This window comes from Stenotrophomonas sp. 24(2023) (assembly GCF_030913365.1).
Lineage (GTDB): Bacteria > Pseudomonadota > Gammaproteobacteria > Xanthomonadales > Xanthomonadaceae > Stenotrophomonas.
Window position 1 is genome coordinate 4,324,054 of record NZ_CP133160.1, and the last position, 16,820, is coordinate 4,340,873.

Below are 16,820 nucleotides of genomic sequence, written 5' to 3' on the forward strand. Positions count from 1 at the left end.
TGCCGCTGCGCAGAACGGGGCCCGAGGCCGCAGGCTCAGCTTTCCGGCGCGTCGGTCTGCAGCAGGCTGTCGCGGTCGCGCAGTGGAAAACGTATCCAGGCCTCGGTGCCATCGGCGGCGAAGCGCAGGCGGCCGGTGCCGGCCAGTTCATAGGGCACCCGCTGTTCGATCAGCGCACGGCCCAGGCCCTTGCGCTGGGGCGCCACCCAACCTTCCAGCGGCGGATGCCGTTCCTGCCAGTGCAGTTCCAGCCAGCACTCGCCACCGGTCCGCCTGGCCAGCCGCCACGCCACGTGGACCTGGCCACCGGCAACCGACAGCGCACCGTGCTTGAGCGCATTGGTGCCCAGTTCGTGCACCGCCAGCGACAGCACTTCGGCGGCCTTGGGCGGCAGCAGCACATCCTCGCCCTCCAGCTGGTACTGGCTGGCATCGTGGGCCTGCGCGGCCAGCTCCTCTTCCAGCATGCCGCGCAGGCACACGCCGGCATTGGCCGTGCGGGTCAGCAGCGCCTGCGTGCGGGCCAGCGACATCAGGCGGCCGGACAGGCGCTCGGCATAATCATCCACGGTGGTGGCCGAATCGCGGGTACGCACGGCGATGGCATTGATCACCGCCATGATGTTGCGCACGCGGTGCTGAAGCTCCGCCAGCAGCACGGCCTGCCGCTCGGTCGCGCGCTTGAGCGCATCGATGTCCATCACGATGCTGAAGGCCCCGTTGATGCCGCCCTGCCCATCGTGCAGCGGGGCCGCGGCCACCCGCGTCCAGCGCGCCTGGCCATCCTCGTGGGTGAACAGGAAGTCCATGCCCGGCACGACCGTTTCCCCGCGCAACGCGCGGGCGGCGGCGAAATCGGCGGGCTGCACCGGCGATCCATCGGCATGCCAGCCCTGCCAGCGCACGGCGTTGTCCGGATCGTTGGACGGCACCCGATTGCTGGGCAGGTAGGTGCGCATGCGGTCATTGCTCATCTGCACCTGGCCATCGGTGCCGATCAGGCAGACCCCCACCGGCAGCACCTTGAACAGCAGCGCCAGGCGGCGCTCGCTGTCGCGACGCCGCGCCTGTTCGCGGTCGCGCGAGGCCCGCGCGGCGTGTACGGTCGTGGTTTCGAACATCGTCACCAGCACGCCGTCGATGCCCCCATCGTCGTCCCGCAGCGGGCTGTAGCTGATGGTGAACCAGACATCTTCCAACCGGCCCCTGCGCGCCAGGGGATACAGCTTGTCCTGGAAGGTCACGGTTTCCCCGCGCCACACCCGTTCATAGATCGGCCCGTTGATGTGCCACACCTCGGGCCAGCACGCGGCGGTGGCCTGGCCCAGCCCGCCCGGATGCCGGTCGGCCAGGATCTGGGCATAGCCATCGTTGTACAGCTGCACCAGATCCGGCCCCCACAGCACGATCATCGGGAAGCCATGGGCCAGCATCAGGTCCACGCTCGCGCGCAGGTGCGGGGGCCAGCCCGTGCGCGGGCCCAGCGCCGTGCCCGACCAGTCGAAGCCGGCAATGCGCAGGGCCATGCCGCCAGCGCCGGCGGCCCGCACAGCCCCATGCATGCCTGCCGGTGGCGGCTGGGGCCCGGAAGCACCGGCCTGGCTGGCCATGCCCGCCGGATCAGGCAACATGCGCCCGGCCACCCCCCTTGGCCACCAGCCCGGCCAGCTGCTGGGCCAGTACATCGATACGGTACGGCTTGGGGCAACGGGGCGCCTGGGCGAAACGCACCGGAATGTTGTCGTCGTAGCCGGAGGTGAGCAGGAACGGAATGGCCGCCTCGCTGAGCCGATCGGCCAGCGGATAGACCTGTTCGCCGCCGAGGTTGATGTCCAGCAGCGCTACATCCACCACGTTTCCATCCAGCAGCACGCCCAGCGCCCGCAGGTCGCCTGCCGGGCCCACCACCTGCGCACCCTTCAGCTGCAGGTACTCGACCAGGAACATCGCGATGGCGAATTCATCTTCGGCCACCAGCACCCGGACACCCTGCAGCACTTCCTCGCTGTTGCCGCGATCACTCACGCGCCTTCCTCCGGTCGTGCCTGCTGTCACCATGGTCAGCGGCTGCCGGTACAGCGTGCGCGAAGCCACCGCCAAGAGGACGTGACGGCCGCCGCACGGGCAACCGGTGCGTTCATCACGCGCCCTTGGCGGTGGTCATGCAGGTGCCCGGCGCGCCACCCCGAACCCCACCGTGGTCTGCCCGCCGGCGCTGCTGGCGAACACCTCGCCCCCGTGCAGGGCGGCGATGGCCTTGACGATGGAAAGCCCCAGGCCATGATGCCGCTCGCCCTGGTACTCCCGTGCCGCATCGACGCGGTAGAAACGCTCGAACAGCAGCGGCAGGTGCTCGCCGGCGATCTCCCTTCCCTGGTTCACCACCGCGATGCGCGCGCCCTGGCCTTCGCTGGTCAGCAGCACCCGTACGTCGCTGCCCGGCTGTGCGTGTTGCACGGCGTTGTGCAGCAGGTTGGTCAGCGCCCGCCGGAACAGTGACGGGTCGATGCAGGCCTGGGCATCCCCCTCGATGCGCAGGCCAAGCTGCGCCTCCTCGAACAGGAATTCGAGGAACTCACCCGCCTTGGCCACCTCGTCGGCCAGCTGCAGCTGGCGCGTGTCCACGGCGATGTCGCCCTGCCCGGCCCGCGACAGGAACAGCATGTCGTTGACGATCGCCCGCAGCCGTTCCAGTTCCTCCAGGTTGGATTGCAGCACCTCCTGCAATGCATCGCGATCGCGCGGGCGCGACAGCGCCACCTGGGTCTGGCCCATCAGGTTGGCCAGCGGCGTGCGCAGCTCGTGCGCCACATCGGCATTGAAGCCATCCAGACGGGTGTAGGCCGCTTCCAGCCGGTCCAGCGCGCCGTTGAAGGCATGGGTCAGGTGGCCCAGCTCCGCCGGCAGCGCCGTGGCCCGCAACCGCTGCGACAGCCGCTGCGGGCTCAGCGCCCGTGCCTCGTTGGACAGCGCCCGCAAGGGCCGCAGGCCCAGCCGCGCGATCCAGTACCCCAGCCCCGCCACCAGCAGCACGCCCAGTACGCCGGCCACCCACAAGGCCCAGCTGAAGCGCTGCAGCGCCTGCGCATAGGGTTCATCGTCGATGCCGATCCACAGGTCCACCGCCGGCCGCTCGCCGTGGCCGGGCACGTGGTGGTGCAGCGTGCGCAGCTGCTCGCTGCCACGGGCCAGGGTGCCCATGCCGCCGTCACCGCGCCCGGCCGCGCGCACGCTGGGCGGGGCATCGCCAATGCGGAAATTGGCGTCCGGGCTCCACGCCCAGACCTGGGTATCGCGGTCGCCGGAAATCAGGTTGGCGACCTTCTCGCGCACCTTGGCCCAGCGCACCTGCGAATCACACATGGCCACGCTGCCACTGACCGAATGCAGCTTGGTTTCCAGCTCGGCGCGCTGGTAGCGCATCACCTGCCGTTCCAGCACGCTGTACACGCCGAACCCGAGCAGGGTGAACACCAGCAGCGCCGCCAGCGCGAACATCAGCGCCAGCCGTTGTGCGATGGACAGCCTCATGCGCGCGGCTCCTCCTCGCCTTCACGCACTTCCAGCACATAGCCCATGCCGCGCACGGTGTGCAGCAGGCGCCGTGCGTAGGGGCCGTCGATCTTGCTGCGCAGGCGCTTGATCGCCACTTCCACCACGTTGGTGTTGCTGTCGAAGTTGATGTCCCACACCTGCGCGGCGATCAGCGTCTTTGACAGGATCTGCCCACGCCGTTGCGCCAGCAGGGCCAGCAGGGCGAACTCCTTGCCGGTCAGGTCCAGCCGGTTGCCGTCACGGAACGCGCGGCGCGCCAGCAGGTTCACCTGCAGGTCGCCCACCTGCAGTTCGGTGGGTTCCTGCTGGCGGCCACGGCGCACCAGCGCCTGCAGCCGCGCCAGCAGTTCGATGAAGGAAAACGGCTTGACCAGGTAGTCATCGGCCCCCTGCCCCAGGCCATGCACGCGGTCATCCACGCGGTCGCGGGCGGTCAGCATGATCACCGGGGTCTGCTTGCTGCGGCGCAGCTCGCGCAGCACGCTGAAGCCATCCATGCCCGGCAGCATCACATCCAGCACGATCACGTCGTAGTCCAGTTCGCGCGCCAGGTGCAGGCCGCTGATGCCATCGGCGGCCAGGTCCACCGCCCAGCCCTGCTCACCCAGGCCGGTGCGCAGGTAATGGGCGGTCTTGCTTTCATCTTCGACGATCAACAGCTTCATCCGGGCTCCGCCGCGGCGGCCCCGGCCATCGCCCTGCGCTCGCGTCGGCGCTGCAGGAACAGGCGGTCCAGGGCCAGGTAAATGACCGGGGTACTGTACAGCGTCAGCACCTGGCTGATCAGCAGCCCTCCCACCACCGCCACGCCCAGCGGCTGGCGCAGCTCCGAGCCGGTACCGAAGCCGATCATCAGCGGAATGGCCCCCAGCAACGCCGCCAGGGTGGTCATCATGATCGGCCGGAACCGGGTCAGACAGGCCTCGTGGATGGCCTGCCGCGGTGACAGGCCCCGCCGGCGCTGCGCATCCAGCGCGAAGTCGACCATCAGGATGCCGTTCTTCTTGACGATGCCGATCAGCAGCACGATGCCGATCAGTGCCATGATCGAGAAATCCAGCCCCCACAGCCACAGCATCAGCACCGCGCCGATGCCGGCCGAGGGCAGCGTGGACAGGATGGTCAGCGGGTGCACGAAACTTTCGTACAGCACGCCCAGGATGATGTAGACCGCCAGCAGCGCGGCCAGGATCAGCATCGGCTGGCTGGCCAGCGATTCCTGGAATGCCTGCGCGGTCCCCTGGAAACGGCCGCTGATGCTGGCCGGCATGCCGATCTGCGCCTGCTCGCGTTCCACCAGCGCCACCGCATCGCCCAACGCCACGCCCGGGGCCAGGTTGAAGGACAGGTTGACCGCCGGCAGCATGCCGTTGTGGTTGATGGTCACCGGGCCGTTGCGCGGCGGCTGCACGCGGGCCACCGCCGACAACGGCACCATCTGCCCGCTCAGCGGCGAGCGCAGGTGGAAATAGGCCAGCGCATCGACATTGCCCAGTTGGCCAGGAGCGACTTCCAGGATGACCTTGTACTGGTTGGTCTCGGTCTGGAATTCATTGATCTGGCGCTGCCCGAAGGCATCGTAGAGCACCTGGTCGATGTCCCGGGCGCTCAGCCCGAACCGCGCGGCCGCGGTACGGTCGATCTCCAGCCGGGTGACGCTGGCGCCGATCTGCTGGTCGTTGGACACATCACGCAGCTGTGGCAGGGCCCGCAGCCGCGCGGTCAGCCGTTCGGCCCACGCCGACAGCTCGCCGCTGGACTGCCCGCGCAGTGCGTACTGGTACTGCGTGCGCGAAGGCCCGGCACCGATGTTGATGTCCTGCGCGGCACGCATGTACACCGCGATGCCCGGCACCGCCGACAGCTTGGCACGCATGCGGTCGATGAAGGCGTGCACGTCCACATCACGGTCGCCGCGGTCCTTGAGGATGAACCAGAAGCGGCCGTTGGACAGCGTCTGGCTGCCGCCGACGGCACCCACGGCATGGTTGTAGGCCAGCAGCGCCGGATCATCGGCGGCGATGCGTTCAAGCTGCTTGTGCTTGGCCACCATTTCCTCGTAGCCGATGTCCTGCGCCGCTTCGGTGGTGACAACCACGAACGCGGTGTCCTGCAGCGGAAAGAAGCCCTTGGGAATCCACACGTAGGACGCCACCGCCACGGCCACGGTGGCGGCAAAGCCCAGCAGTACCGTCTTCGGGTGGCCCAGTGCCCATTGCAGGCTCTGGTCGTACCCGGCCAGCAGGCGCGTGGCCAGCGTCGCCTGGCCCTCGTGGTGCACGGGCATGCGCTTCATCAGGTGCGCGGCCATCATCGGTGCGACCGTGAGCGAGGCCACGATGGAGATCAGGATGGCCACGGTCATGGTCAGCGCGAATTCGGCGAACAGGCGCCCCACTACACCGTCCATGAACAGCAGCGGGATGAACGCGGCGATCAGCGACAGGCTGATCGACACCACCGTGAAACCGATCTCGCCGGCCCCCTGCAGCGCCGCCTCCACCGGCCCGAGCCCGGCTTCGCGGTGGCGGTGGATGTTCTCCACCACCACGATGGCATCGTCGACGACGAAGCCCACGGCCACCACCAGCGCCACCAGGGTCAGGTTGTTCAGGCTGAACCCGGCCACGTACATCGCCGCGAACGTCGCCACCAGGGACACGACCAGCACGGCGCCCACGATCAGCGTGGCCGACAGCTGGCGCAGGAACAGGCCCATCACCAGCACCACCAGCACGATGGCCAGCACCAGGGTCAGCTCCACTTCGTGCAGGGAGGCACGGATGGTGCGGGTGCGGTCGTTGAGCACCTCCACATCGACACTGGCCGGCAGCGTGGCGCGCAGTTCCGGCAGCGCGGCCAGCACCGCATCGGTGGTACGCACGATGTTCGCGCCGGGCTGGCGGCTGATGATCAGGCCAACGCCGGTCTGCCCGTTCGGCCAGGCCTGCGCATAGGCATTTTCCGCGCCGTTTTCCACGGTTGCGACATCGCCCAGATGTACCGGCGCACCGTTGCGGTAGGCCACCACCAGCGTGCGGTAGGCCTGCGCGTCGAACAGCTGGTCGTTGGCGTCGAAGGTGGACAGGCTGCGGTCGCTGACCAGCGCCCCCTTGGCCTGGTTGACGCTGGCGGCCTGGGCAACGCTGCGCAGGTCGGACAGGGTCATCCCCATGGCCGCCAGGCGCTCGGGTTGGGCCTGGATGCGGATGGCGGGCCGGCGCTGGCCGACGATGGCCACTTCCGATACCCCGCTGATCTGGCTGATCGCACGCGCCAGCCGGGTTTCAGCCAGATCGCTCAGTTCGGTCAGCGGCATCTGCGATGACACCATGCTCAGCACCAGCAACGGGCTGTCGGCCGGGTTCATCTTGCGCCAGGTCGGCAGGTTCGGCAGATCGCTGGGCAGGCGCCCGGCCGCGGCATTGATGGCGGCCTGGACTTCCTGCGCGGCGGTGTCGATGTCCTTTTCCAGGGTGAACTGCAGCGTGATGGATGTGCTGCCCAGGGCGCTGCTGGACGTCATTTCGATGATGCCCGGCACGCCGGTCAGCTGGGTTTCCAGCGGCGTGGCCACGGCCGAGGCCATGGTTTCGGCGCTGGCCCCCGGCAGGCTGGCACTGACGCGCAAGGTGGGGAATTCGGCTTCCGGCAGCGGCGCGATGGGCAAGCGCGGCAAGGCCGCCACGCCCAGCAGCACCACCGCCAGGGTCAGCAGCGTGGTCGCCACCGGGTGCCGGATGAACCAGGACGACAGCGATACCCGCGCGGTCACGGTGCCGCCCCGCGCGTGCTGGTCGCTGCCGCCGGCCGGGCTTCGGCCACCGCGCTGCCCGGGCGCAGCCGCGACTGGCCATCACGCACCACCACGTCGCCCACCTTCAGCGCGCCACGGACCACCACCGCCCCGTCACCCTGTGCGCCGGCCTCTACCGGCACCGGCTGCGCCCTGCCATCAGCCTCGACACGGTAGACGAAGCTGCCGTCCACGCCACGCAGCACGGCTTCGGGCGGCAGCACCAGCGCCGCGCGGCTGCGGCCGGCCAGCACCCGCACGCTGACCAGCTGGCCGGGCCACAGGCGGTCATCGGCGTTGCCGAAGGACGCGCGCAGGCGCACGGTGCCGGAGGCCTCTTCCACCTGGTTGTCGATCACCCGCAGGGTGCCTTCGGCCAGCAGCTGGCCACCATCGCGATCCAGTGCCTGCACCGCGACCGGGCCGGCCGCCAGCGCCGCGCGCAGCTGCGGCAGCGCATCCTGTGGCAGCGGGAACACCACGGAAATGGGATCGGTCTGCTGCACCGTCACCAGGCCCTGGGTATCGCTGGCCCGTACCAGGTTGCCCGGGTCCACCTGGCGCAGCCCGATACGGCCGTCCAGCGGCGAGACGATGCGCGTGTACGACAGCTGCACCCGGGCCGCATCCACCGCCGACTGGTTGCCGTTGCCGGTGGCCTGCAGCTGCTTCACCGTGGCGGCCTGCTGTTCCAGCATCTGCCGCGACACCAGCTGGTCGCCGGACAGGTGCTGCAGCCGCGCCAGGTCCGAACGCGCGGCCTGCAGCGTGGCCTGGTCACGCGACAGCGCGGCCTGCGCACCGCCCAGGTCGGCCCGGATGGCGCGGTCGTCGATGCGGGCCAGCAGCTGGCCACGCTGCACTTTCTGCCCTTCCTCGAACAGCACCTCGGTCAGCACGCCATCCACCTGCGGGCGCAGCACCGCGCTCTGCAGCGACTGCACGGTGCCGATGCCATTGCGCCAATGCGCCACATCGCGCTGCTCGACCCGGGTGGTCACCACCGGCACCGGTGGCGGCGCCGTGCTGGGCTGCGCATCGGTGCGCGACGCGCCATGGAACAGGAACCCCAGCAGCAGGGCCAGCAGCAACACGCTGGCCAGCAGTGGGCGACGGCGGCGCAGCAGGGCGGAAACATCGGGCATGGGCATCGGGCAGGTCCGGTCCGGGGCCAGCGTGGGATCGCTGGCAGGGCACCATGCTCCCGCCTGGCGGCCAGCATCACGCTGTCAGCCGCCTGACAATCCTGTCAGGTTCGGTGCCGCGCCCAGCCCATCTCAACGGCGGTCGAGGAAGAATTCCACCGGTACCACCACCTGCACCGGATCACCCGGCACGCCGGCCGGGGGCGGCGGCACCGGCTGCGCACGCTGCACCACGGCCAGGGTTTCGGCATCCAGTGCGGCAACGCCACTGCCCTGCAGCAGACGGATCGCGCTGACCTGTCCGTGCCGGTCCACCGCGAACTGCACATCGGCCACGCCCTGTTCGCGGCGGCGCTGGGCCTGCCGCGGGTAGCGCTTGTGCCGCTCCAGGTGCCCCAGCAGCTGGGCCTGCCAGCGCGCCATGGCCTGAAGGCCACTGCCGCTGCTGTCACGCGGGGCCTGCACCTGCGGCCCCGGCGCGGCGGCACTGGCCGGTGGCGCGGTGGCCTGCTCGGCGCCCGGCGCAGCGGATGCCGGCGCGGCGCCTGCCGCCACCGCGAGCTCGCCGTCGGCGGCCGCCGGCACCGGCGGCACGGCGGTGGCCGGTACCGTGCTGCGCACCGACACCGGCGCTGGCAACACGGCGGCCTCGGCCTCGGCCGGCCGCCCCTGCGGCACCGGCGGCCCCACCGGCAACGGCGTGTCGGCGGCCGGTGGCGCCTGAACCGTCTCGGCCGGTACCAGCATCACCATGCGCACCGCCGCAGTTGCGGGCAGGGGCACGCGATCGTGCGTGGGCCACAGCAGCATGGCGATCACGGCCGCGTGCAGCAGCGTGGCCAGCAGCGCGGCGATGGCCCAGTGCCGCGACGGTGCAGCGCTCACGGCGCAGCAGCATCCTGCGCGACCAGGCCGACACGCAGGTAGCCCTGCATGCGCAGCTGATCCAGCACGGCAATCACCTGCTGGTAGGCCACCTGGCGATCGGCCGCCAGCAGCACGCTGCGGTTGCGGTCGCCGCCACTGCGCGCATCCAGCAGACGGCCAAGGTCCCCCGGCGCGACCACCTGCTGCTGCAGGCGCAGGCTGCCGTCGGCGGACAACGCCAGCTGCAGCGGGGGGTCCGGCGGGGTCGCCGCGGCGGTGCGGCTGGCGGGCAGCTGCACGGCGATGTCCACCGTGCTCAGCGGTGCGGCCACCATGAAGATGATCAGCAGGACCAGCATCACGTCGATGAACGGCGTGACATTGATGTCGTGCTGCTCGGGCAGTGCGGTGTCGTCATCATCGTTTCCCTCAGGCAGGTGCATCGGCACGCTCCGCGCTGGGCCGGTCCAGTTCGCGCGATACCCGCTGCTGCAGCGCCGCGCTGGCATCGCCCAGTTCGGCGCGCAGCACGGTGATGCGGCGGCCCAGGTGGTTGTAGATCACCACCGCCGGAATGGCCGCGACCAGGCCCATGGCCGTGGCCAGCAGCGCTTCGGCAATGCCGGGGGCCACCACCGCCAGACTGCTGCTGTGGCTGGCGGCGATGCCGACGAAGCTGTTCATGATGCCCCACACCGTACCGAACAGGCCGACGAACGGTGCCACCGCGCCCACCGTGGCCAGCACGCCAGTGCCTACCCGCCAGCGCCGCAGCGCCGCCAGTTCGATGCGGTGCAGCCGCGAGGCCAGGCGCGGGGCCACGCCCTGCACATGCGCCAGATCGGCCGACTGTTCCAGTTCGTCCTGCGCGGCATGCAGCAGTTGCCCGGCCACACCCTGCTGCAGGGCGGGCTCAGTGCAGGCCTGTGGCCAGTCGCGGGCGTGCCGCAGGGCGGCGATGGCCGCCTGTACCTGCCGGCGCTGGCCGCGCAGTTCCCACTGCTTGGCCAGCAGCACCGTCCAGGTGGCCAGCGACGCCACTGCCAGACCGAGCATCACCGTCTTCACCACGGCATCGGCCTGCAGGTACATCTGCCACGGCGTCAGGGCCCCGGCGGCCACCACCATGGCCATCAGTGCGACCTCCCTGCCGCTGCCGGGCCGCGGGGCGGCACGGGACACTCCCCGGCCCCGCCGCCCCACCCCGCGTTCGTCCTGGCGTACCCGCTCATGGCAGCTCCTCTGCCACGTATGCGTTGACGGCGGCAAACGCGGCCTGCGCGCCGGCCACCATCGCCTGCTCCTGGTCCGGCGGCAGCACCAGCGTGTTCAATGCCGTGGTGAACGCGCGCCAGTGCCGCGCCGCACCTTCCGGGTGGGCGGCCAGATGGCGCGCACCGAAGCGCGCATCCAGGCCCAGCGCTGCGGCCAGCTTGTACAGCAGCGTGCCACCGAGGTTGGAACCCTCGGCGACGTACAGCCAGCCCAGCGCGGTGGGCACTGCGGCATCACTGGCCAGGCGCGGCGCCGCCGCCGGTGGCAGTGGCTGGCCGAGGTCGGCCAGGTCCTGGGCGATGCGCGCCAGCCGCGAGCGCTGCGCCAGGTCCGGCAGCAGCGCCTGCAGGGCTGGCAGGGCATACAGCGCTTCGATATCGCGGTGGAAGCGGTACTGCATGCGCAGGAAGCCGGCAAAGCGCTCGCGGTCGTCGAAAATGCGCGCGGCCATGATGCGCTGGTCCAGGCGGTCATGGGTCAGGCGCGTGGCGGCCTTCAGGCCCTCGGCGCGGGTGGGTGCCGCGGGTGCGGCGGCGGGGGTGTCGGTGGGCATCAGCGGCCTCCGGTGGTGGCGGAAAACAACACGCAACGTGCCTGCATCAGAACGGGCGCTCCCATTTCAGGCTGACCAGGCTGCGGTCATAGGCGTACAGCCAATCGACATTGCTGGCCACGCGCGTGTAGCGCACGCTCAGGCTGGGCACCAGCCCGGCCACGGCCAGGCGTTCGCTGCGCACGATGGCGATCAGGTTCTGTTCGTGGTCGTGGCGGCGTGCCTCCAGCAACGGCGCCCAGGCATCATGGCGGCGCTCGCGCAACGACACGAACACCGTGGCCGTGGTGCCTGGCCACTGCCGCGCCGTGCCCAGCCGCAGGCCACGCTGCAGGTAACCGTTGCTGTCCAGCGCGGCGCCGCTGTCGGCCAGATCCACGCCGGCAAACACGGTCCAGCGGGGGTTCAGTGCGCGGAACCAGGTGGCGTACAGCGCACGCAGGTCGCCATCGTAGTTGTCGGCCAGGGCTCGCTGGCGGTAACGCTGGCGCTTCCAGTCCGCCTCCAGCTTGACCAGCGTTGAGGCATCGATGGCATACGACCATTCGCCATGCACGCCGGCCGCACCGTACAGGGCGTGGTTGCCCCAGCCCTGGTAGTCGAAGCTGGGCGCAAGCTGCAGGGTCTGCCGTGCACTGCGCCAGCTGTAACCGGCCTGCACGCTGGCGTTGGTTTCGTTGTAGCTGGCGTAGCCGCGCCACGCCTGCCCATAGGCCAGCCCGCGCACATACAGGCCATGGTGGCCGGACAGCGGCAGGCGGCGTTCAAGGTTGGCGTCGTAGTCCAGGCCCGCGGCGGCCTGCGCATCGGGCAGGCGCCGTTCGATCAGGCAGCTGCCCGCGCCATCGCCCAGCAGGCAGGTGCGGCTGGCCGAACTGCGGTTGATGTTGTCACTCCAGGCCGGGCCGGCCGCGATGGCCCCCTTCCAGCGCTGGCGTGCCTGCAGCGCCTGCAGGTACCCCTGCACGCGCGCGCGTACGCCTTCGGTGGTGGCATCGCGGGCATCGATCTGCGCGGCGATGGCGGTGAACAGGGCAATGGCTTCGCGGTCGCGCTGGTCTTCGGCCAGCACGCGCGCCAGCTCCAGCCGTGCTGGCAGGAAATCCGGCTGGGCCGCCAGCACGGCCTCGAACTCACGGGCCGCCTGGTGGTGATGCCCGGCCACGCGTGCCACGGCGCCCTGTGCATAGTGGCGCAGCAGCGGGTCATGGCCCGGCAGCTGCACGTACTCGTCCAGGAAGCGCTGCGCGGCCTGCCATTGCTGGTGCTGCAGCGACAGGTACAGTGCCTGGCCGAGGTCGTCCACCGTGCGTTCGACGCGGTAGGGTTGGCCATCGATGGTCAACGTCGGGCGCTCGCCATCGGCCTGCTGCAGGCGCTGCTGGTCCTGTTGCTGGTGGCGCTGTTCGGCGCCCTGCTCCAGCACGCGGCGCAGATCGTCCTGCTGCGCCTGCGCAGGCAGGCAGGCACCGGCGGCGGCCAGCAGTACGCAGCACGGAAAAATTCGGAATGGGATCATGGGAAGGCCACCGGGGATGCAGGGACTGGCGAAGCGCGGCTTGTCCCTGCCCGGCCCCGGCTGGGGCGCTCAGTTCACTCAGTTCTTGGTGCCGCCGAAGGCGGTGTCGTACTGGCTGTTGCCGGCGAAGGTGGCGATGCCGGCCAGGGCCGCCGCATTGGCGCCGAAGAACTGGCCCTTGCTGCTGCCGTTGACCGAACCATTGGCCACCGCGCTGCCGGCGAAGGACGCATCGGCACTGTTGATGGCGGCGTTGACCGACAGGGTCTGGCCGCCACCGCTGAGGCCGCCGACCAGCGTGCCGTTGCCGAAGTTGGCCACGAAGGTACCGCTGAGCAGGTTGCTGCCGTTGAACTTGTTCAGGCCGGCCACCGCGTAGGTTGCGGTACCGCTGGGCAGCGTGGTGCCGGCGCGGTCACCGGCGAAGTACACCTGGCGGTTGTTGAAGCCACCGGCGGCGCCGTCCTTGGACCATTCGCCGAACCACACATCGCCGCTGCCGACCTTGACGAAGTTGAAGTGGCCCATGCCCGAGTGGTTGCCCGGGGTGCCGGTGATCGGCATGGCCAGGGTACGCACGGTCACGCCATTGACGGTGGTGGGCACCGAGTAGCTGCTCAGGCCCTGGAAATCGACCGGCTTGGCATTGGAGACCGTGCCGACGCCGATACCGGCCTTGCCGGCGGTGTGCGGGCCACCGTTGACTTCCGAGGCACCGACCTTGATGTACAGCTGGGCGTCGGTGGCCGGGCTGGCCGCACCGACGATGTCGGCTGCATGGGCGGCACCGGCCAGGGCCAGGGTGGCGGCCGCGGCCAGTACGGAACGGGAGATCATGTTCATGGGATTGCTCCTTGGGTTGAGGGAACTACGGGTACAACACGGAAAACAGGGGAAGGCTCAGAAGCGCGCGGTCACGCCCAGCTTGAGCGTGCGACCCGGCGCCGGCAGCGTGGAACGGGTGGCCGGGTCGACGTAGTAGCGGTTGCCCAGGTTGGTGCCCACCAGTTCGACCGTGGCGTGGTCGTTGATGCGCCACCGTGCATAGGCATCCACGGTGGTGATGTTTCCCCAGGTGAACGGCACGTTCTGCCAGAGCAGGCCGCCGACCCCACTGAGCAGGCGGTCACGGTAGGCCTGCAGATCGGGGTTCTCATGGCGCTGGTAGTGCACGATGCGGCTGCCCAGCTCCAGGCGTTCGTCGAACAGGCGGGTACCGACCGACCAGTTGATCGACAGCTTGGGAATGGCCTGGGTCAACAGATAGCCGCTGACGAAGCCGTCCTGCACGCAGTTGGGCACCTGCCCGCGGATGGCATCCATCTGCACCGCCATGCTTTCATCACACACCTTGTTTTCCAGCGTGCGGCTGATGCCCAGGTCGGTGAAGAAGCGGCGGTTGTCGAAGCGTGCCTGCAGTTCGGCGCCACGGATGGTCTGCTTGTCCAGGTTGTCGAACAGGAAGTTCGCATCGCGCTCGATCACGTTGCGCGTCTTGTGCACGAAATAGGCCAGCTTCACGTCCGCATCGGCGCTGTCCCCGAACAGTGCGGCCAGGTTGTGCACGTAACCCACTTCATAGCTGTAGGCGTGTTCGGGCTTGAGCGGGTACAGCGGATTGAGGCTGCTGGAGAAGGCGATGGTGCTTTCGAACATGCTGGGGAAGCGCACTGCCTCGTTGTAGCGGAAGTAGGCGCGGGCGTCGGGCGAGAAATGCACGGTGGCCGAGAAGTTCGGCAGCCAGGCATGATCGCGCTTGCGGTCATTGCGGCCTTCCACGGCCTGCGCGGCGCCGCTCTGGATCGTGCAGAAGATGTTGGCGCCCTGCACCGGCAGCAGGCCCGGGATCGCAGCGACCTGGCCATTGAGGCACGGGTTGGTGGCGCGGCTGTAGTTGCCGTTGGCATCAGGCTGCCACGGGATGCCATGCTCGACCTGGATCGGCGTTTCGTACTTCACCAGCAGGTTCTTCAGCAGGTCATCGACGATGAAGCCCATGCCGATGCTTTCCCAGAAGGCGCGCTGGGCTTCCAGCGCGTCGATCTCGCCCTGCAGGCTGTCCGGGCGCGGCGGCAGTTCGTTGACCCGGTAGCGGGCTTCCTTGGGGTACACCGCGCGGGTGAGCAGTTCCGGGTGCGCCTGCAGGAAATCATCGAAGGCCCAGTAGCGCGCGTAGCGCACGCCCGCGCTGAGGGTGAGGAAATCGACCGGACGCCATTCCAGGGTCATGTAGCCCTCGCCTTCCTGGCGACGGCCGGCACGCGGGTACATGCGCCAGCCGTCGCTGACACCGAAGTAGGTATCGCCCGAGCGCAGCTTTTCGAACTGCCAGTTGCCGCCGACGGTCAGGTCCAGGGTGGAATGCAGGGCGAAGCGGTTGCTCAGGGTCAGCCCGGTGCGGTCATTGCGGGCATTGGCCAGCGCCGTGTTGCGCAGGATCGGGTTGGCACCGGGCGTGATGGCCGGGTTGCTGGCGAAATTGGGGAAGCCACCGGCGGTGTAGGTATCGCTGACCGTTTCGGTGCGCCACAGGTTGGCGCGCAGGTCCAGCCAGCGGCTGCCGGCGGGCTGCCAGTGGTATTCCAGGTTCCAGGCATCGGCATCGACACGGCTGAGCGGCCATTGGATGCGCCCGTAATCCGGCGCGGACAGGATGCGCGACGGCATGATCTCGCCATAGTGCGACAGCGTGTGCCGCCAGGTCGCCCGCAGCTGCTGGTCATCGTTGATCTGCCAGGTGGCCTTCAGCAGCCAGGATTCCTGCTCGCTGGACGTGTTTGGCACCTCGTCACCGGGCTTGAAATAGCGTGCCAGCGTGGTGATGTAATCCAGCCCCTGGTATTCGAACTGTTCGCGCGGATCCTGGTCGTAATAGGCCGTGCCCTTCTTGCCGGAGAAGTAGTTGCCGCGCTTGCGCCAGGCATAGGCGGCCATCAGGTCCACGTTGTCGCCACGCAGGCCCAGCGCCAGGCGCCAGGCCTGGTCTTCACCGTCGAAGACATTGGTTTCCGCGCCACGCGAGCGCACCGGCACCAGCAGCGTGCTGTCGGCATAGGGCGCCGAGGGTGATGCCTGCGGGAACCCCGGCACGCTGCGGTAGTCCTGGCCGGTATGCAGGCGCGGCAGCTGGGGGGCGACGGCGTTGCTGCTGCCTTCGATCTTCAGCTCACCGCCGAAGCGCTCGCCCTCGGGCACGATGTCATCCACGTCCAGCGTCTTGATGACCAGTGCGCCGCCGATGCCGCTGTGCACATCGCGCACCTGCGCGGGCCCCTTGATGACCTGCACGCTGCCGATCAGGTTGGGATCGATGTAGTTGCGGTTGCTGACGCCGTTGTAGCCGCGCCACACGGTCAGCGCCTGCTCGCCGCCATCGATGCTGACCGGCACGCGGCCGGGGCCCTGGATGCCACGGATGTTCAGGTCCAGCGCACCACTGTTGCGCGCATCACCACTGAACACCCCTACCAGGTCCTTGACCACGTCGGCCGGGTTGGAGCCCCGGTAACGCTCGACACGGTCGCGGCCGGAATAGCCGGTGGTGAAATCCAGGTCGTACACATCGTCATAGCCGCGCTGGTCGCGCGCGGCACCCCCACGCTGCTGGGCGGTGCCGCCCACGCTCAGGGTATCGGTGACCACCACGCCATCGCCGGCCTGCACGCCCGCACCCGGTGCCAGCGTCCAGGTGCCATCACGGCCCTGCTGCGCGCGCAGCCCGCTGCCGGCCAGCAGCTGCTGCAGCGCCTGCGCCCCGCTGTACTGGCCCTGCACCGGCGGTGAGCGACGGCCCGCCACCAGTTCGCTGCGGAACACCACCTGTTCGCCGGCTGTGCGGCCGAAGGCACGCAGGGCGTCGTCCAGCGGCTGCGCCGGCAGGTTGAAGGCGTGGCCGGCATCGGCCGGTGCCGCCTGTGCCTGCGCAGCGGGCACCAGGTCAGGCAACAGGGCGGTGGCGATGGCCACGGCCAGGACGGTGGCGGTACGACGGTGGGCAACTGCCGGAGACGGCATGAACAGGACTCCTCAAGGAAAACGGGCCCACCGGCACATCGGGTGGCGGTGGCTCGGCTGGCTTGAGGAGAAACGTGGTTTCGCTCTGGCTACATC

Annotated in this window: 13 protein-coding genes; all 13 read right to left on the reverse strand. The window is 69.5% G+C overall.

Translation table 11 applies throughout. The features are described 5' to 3' along the window. Positions 1-35: 35 nt before the first annotated feature. The 13 genes from Q9R17_RS19695 to Q9R17_RS19755 all read right to left on the reverse strand — a co-directional run bounded on the left by Q9R17_RS19695 (position 36) and on the right by Q9R17_RS19755 (position 16,724). A complete protein-coding gene (locus Q9R17_RS19695; RefSeq protein WP_308158388.1) occupies positions 36-1,562 on the reverse strand; it encodes a PAS domain-containing sensor histidine kinase in 1,527 nt (508 codons plus the stop codon). A gap of 58 nt (positions 1,563-1,620) precedes the next feature. After that, the gene (locus tag Q9R17_RS19700; protein ID WP_308156269.1) at positions 1,621-2,025 is read right to left on the reverse strand and encodes a response regulator; all 405 of its coding nucleotides are present in this window, start codon (positions 2,023-2,025) and stop codon (positions 1,621-1,623) included. A gap of 135 nt (positions 2,026-2,160) precedes the next feature. Further along, positions 2,161-3,531 (reverse strand): heavy metal sensor histidine kinase, encoded by a 1,371-nt coding sequence (locus Q9R17_RS19705; RefSeq protein ID WP_308156270.1) that lies wholly within the window; start codon positions 3,529-3,531, stop codon positions 2,161-2,163. Continuing rightward, complete coding sequence (locus Q9R17_RS19710) at positions 3,528-4,220, reverse strand: heavy metal response regulator transcription factor (RefSeq protein WP_308156271.1); 693 nt, start codon at positions 4,218-4,220, stop codon at positions 3,528-3,530. Before Q9R17_RS19710 ends, Q9R17_RS19705 begins: the two co-directional genes overlap by 4 nt. Continuing rightward, positions 4,217-7,330, reverse strand: coding sequence for a multidrug efflux RND transporter permease subunit (locus Q9R17_RS19715; protein ID WP_308156272.1), 3,114 nt, complete (start codon positions 7,328-7,330; stop codon positions 4,217-4,219). Before Q9R17_RS19715 ends, Q9R17_RS19710 begins: the two co-directional genes overlap by 4 nt. Continuing rightward, entirely contained in the window at positions 7,327-8,502 is a 1,176-nt protein-coding gene (locus tag Q9R17_RS19720) for an efflux RND transporter periplasmic adaptor subunit (RefSeq protein ID WP_308156273.1), read from the reverse strand. Before Q9R17_RS19720 ends, Q9R17_RS19715 begins: the two co-directional genes overlap by 4 nt. Positions 8,503-8,628: 126 nt before the next feature. Next, entirely contained in the window at positions 8,629-9,381 is a 753-nt protein-coding gene (locus Q9R17_RS19725; RefSeq protein ID WP_308156274.1) for a TonB family protein, read from the reverse strand. Further along, entirely contained in the window at positions 9,378-9,806 is a 429-nt protein-coding gene (locus tag Q9R17_RS19730) for a biopolymer transporter ExbD (protein WP_343238760.1), read from the reverse strand. The genes Q9R17_RS19725 and Q9R17_RS19730 overlap by 4 nt, the downstream gene beginning before the upstream one ends. Further along, positions 9,793-10,497: a tonB-system energizer ExbB gene (gene exbB / locus Q9R17_RS19735; RefSeq protein ID WP_308158389.1), complete on the reverse strand. Its 705-nt coding sequence runs from the start codon at positions 10,495-10,497 to the stop codon at positions 9,793-9,795. Before exbB ends, Q9R17_RS19730 begins: the two co-directional genes overlap by 14 nt. 94 nt (positions 10,498-10,591) lie before the next feature. After that, entirely contained in the window at positions 10,592-11,191 is a 600-nt protein-coding gene (locus Q9R17_RS19740) for a biliverdin-producing heme oxygenase (RefSeq protein WP_308156276.1), read from the reverse strand. A gap of 46 nt (positions 11,192-11,237) precedes the next feature. Then, on the reverse strand, positions 11,238-12,710 hold the full coding sequence (locus Q9R17_RS19745; protein ID WP_308156277.1) for a surface lipoprotein assembly modifier: 1,473 nt from the start codon (positions 12,708-12,710) through the stop codon (positions 11,238-11,240). Between the two features lie 78 nt (positions 12,711-12,788). After that, entirely contained in the window at positions 12,789-13,553 is a 765-nt protein-coding gene (locus Q9R17_RS19750) for a Slam-dependent surface lipoprotein (RefSeq protein ID WP_308156278.1), read from the reverse strand. 57 nt (positions 13,554-13,610) lie between these two features. After that, a complete protein-coding gene (locus Q9R17_RS19755) occupies positions 13,611-16,724 on the reverse strand; it encodes a TonB-dependent receptor (protein WP_308156279.1) in 3,114 nt (1,037 codons plus the stop codon). Positions 16,725-16,820 lie beyond the last annotated feature (96 nt).

What these genes read in the sequence shown, in the direction of transcription:
- Q9R17_RS19755 (WP_308156279.1), bottom strand. Translation starts at nt 16,724, where the DNA reads ATGCCGTCTCCGGCAGTTGCCCACCGTCGTACCGCCACCGTCCTGGCC.
- Q9R17_RS19740 (WP_308156276.1), bottom strand. Translation starts at nt 11,191, where the DNA reads ATGCCCACCGACACCCCCGCCGCCGCACCCGCGGCACCCACCCGCGCC.
- Q9R17_RS19730 (WP_343238760.1), bottom strand. Translation starts at nt 9,806, where the DNA reads ATGCACCTGCCTGAGGGAAACGATGATGACGACACCGCACTGCCCGAG.
- Q9R17_RS19750 (WP_308156278.1), bottom strand. Translation starts at nt 13,553, where the DNA reads ATGAACATGATCTCCCGTTCCGTACTGGCCGCGGCCGCCACCCTGGCC.
- exbB (WP_308158389.1), bottom strand. Translation starts at nt 10,497, where the DNA reads ATGGCCATGGTGGTGGCCGCCGGGGCCCTGACGCCGTGGCAGATGTAC.
- Q9R17_RS19745 (WP_308156277.1), bottom strand. Translation starts at nt 12,710, where the DNA reads ATGATCCCATTCCGAATTTTTCCGTGCTGCGTACTGCTGGCCGCCGCC.
- Q9R17_RS19720 (WP_308156273.1), bottom strand. Translation starts at nt 8,502, where the DNA reads ATGCCCATGCCCGATGTTTCCGCCCTGCTGCGCCGCCGTCGCCCACTG.
- Q9R17_RS19710 (WP_308156271.1), bottom strand. Translation starts at nt 4,220, where the DNA reads ATGAAGCTGTTGATCGTCGAAGATGAAAGCAAGACCGCCCATTACCTG.
- Q9R17_RS19695 (WP_308158388.1), bottom strand. Translation starts at nt 1,562, where the DNA reads ATGCATGGGGCTGTGCGGGCCGCCGGCGCTGGCGGCATGGCCCTGCGC.
- Q9R17_RS19705 (WP_308156270.1), bottom strand. Translation starts at nt 3,531, where the DNA reads ATGAGGCTGTCCATCGCACAACGGCTGGCGCTGATGTTCGCGCTGGCG.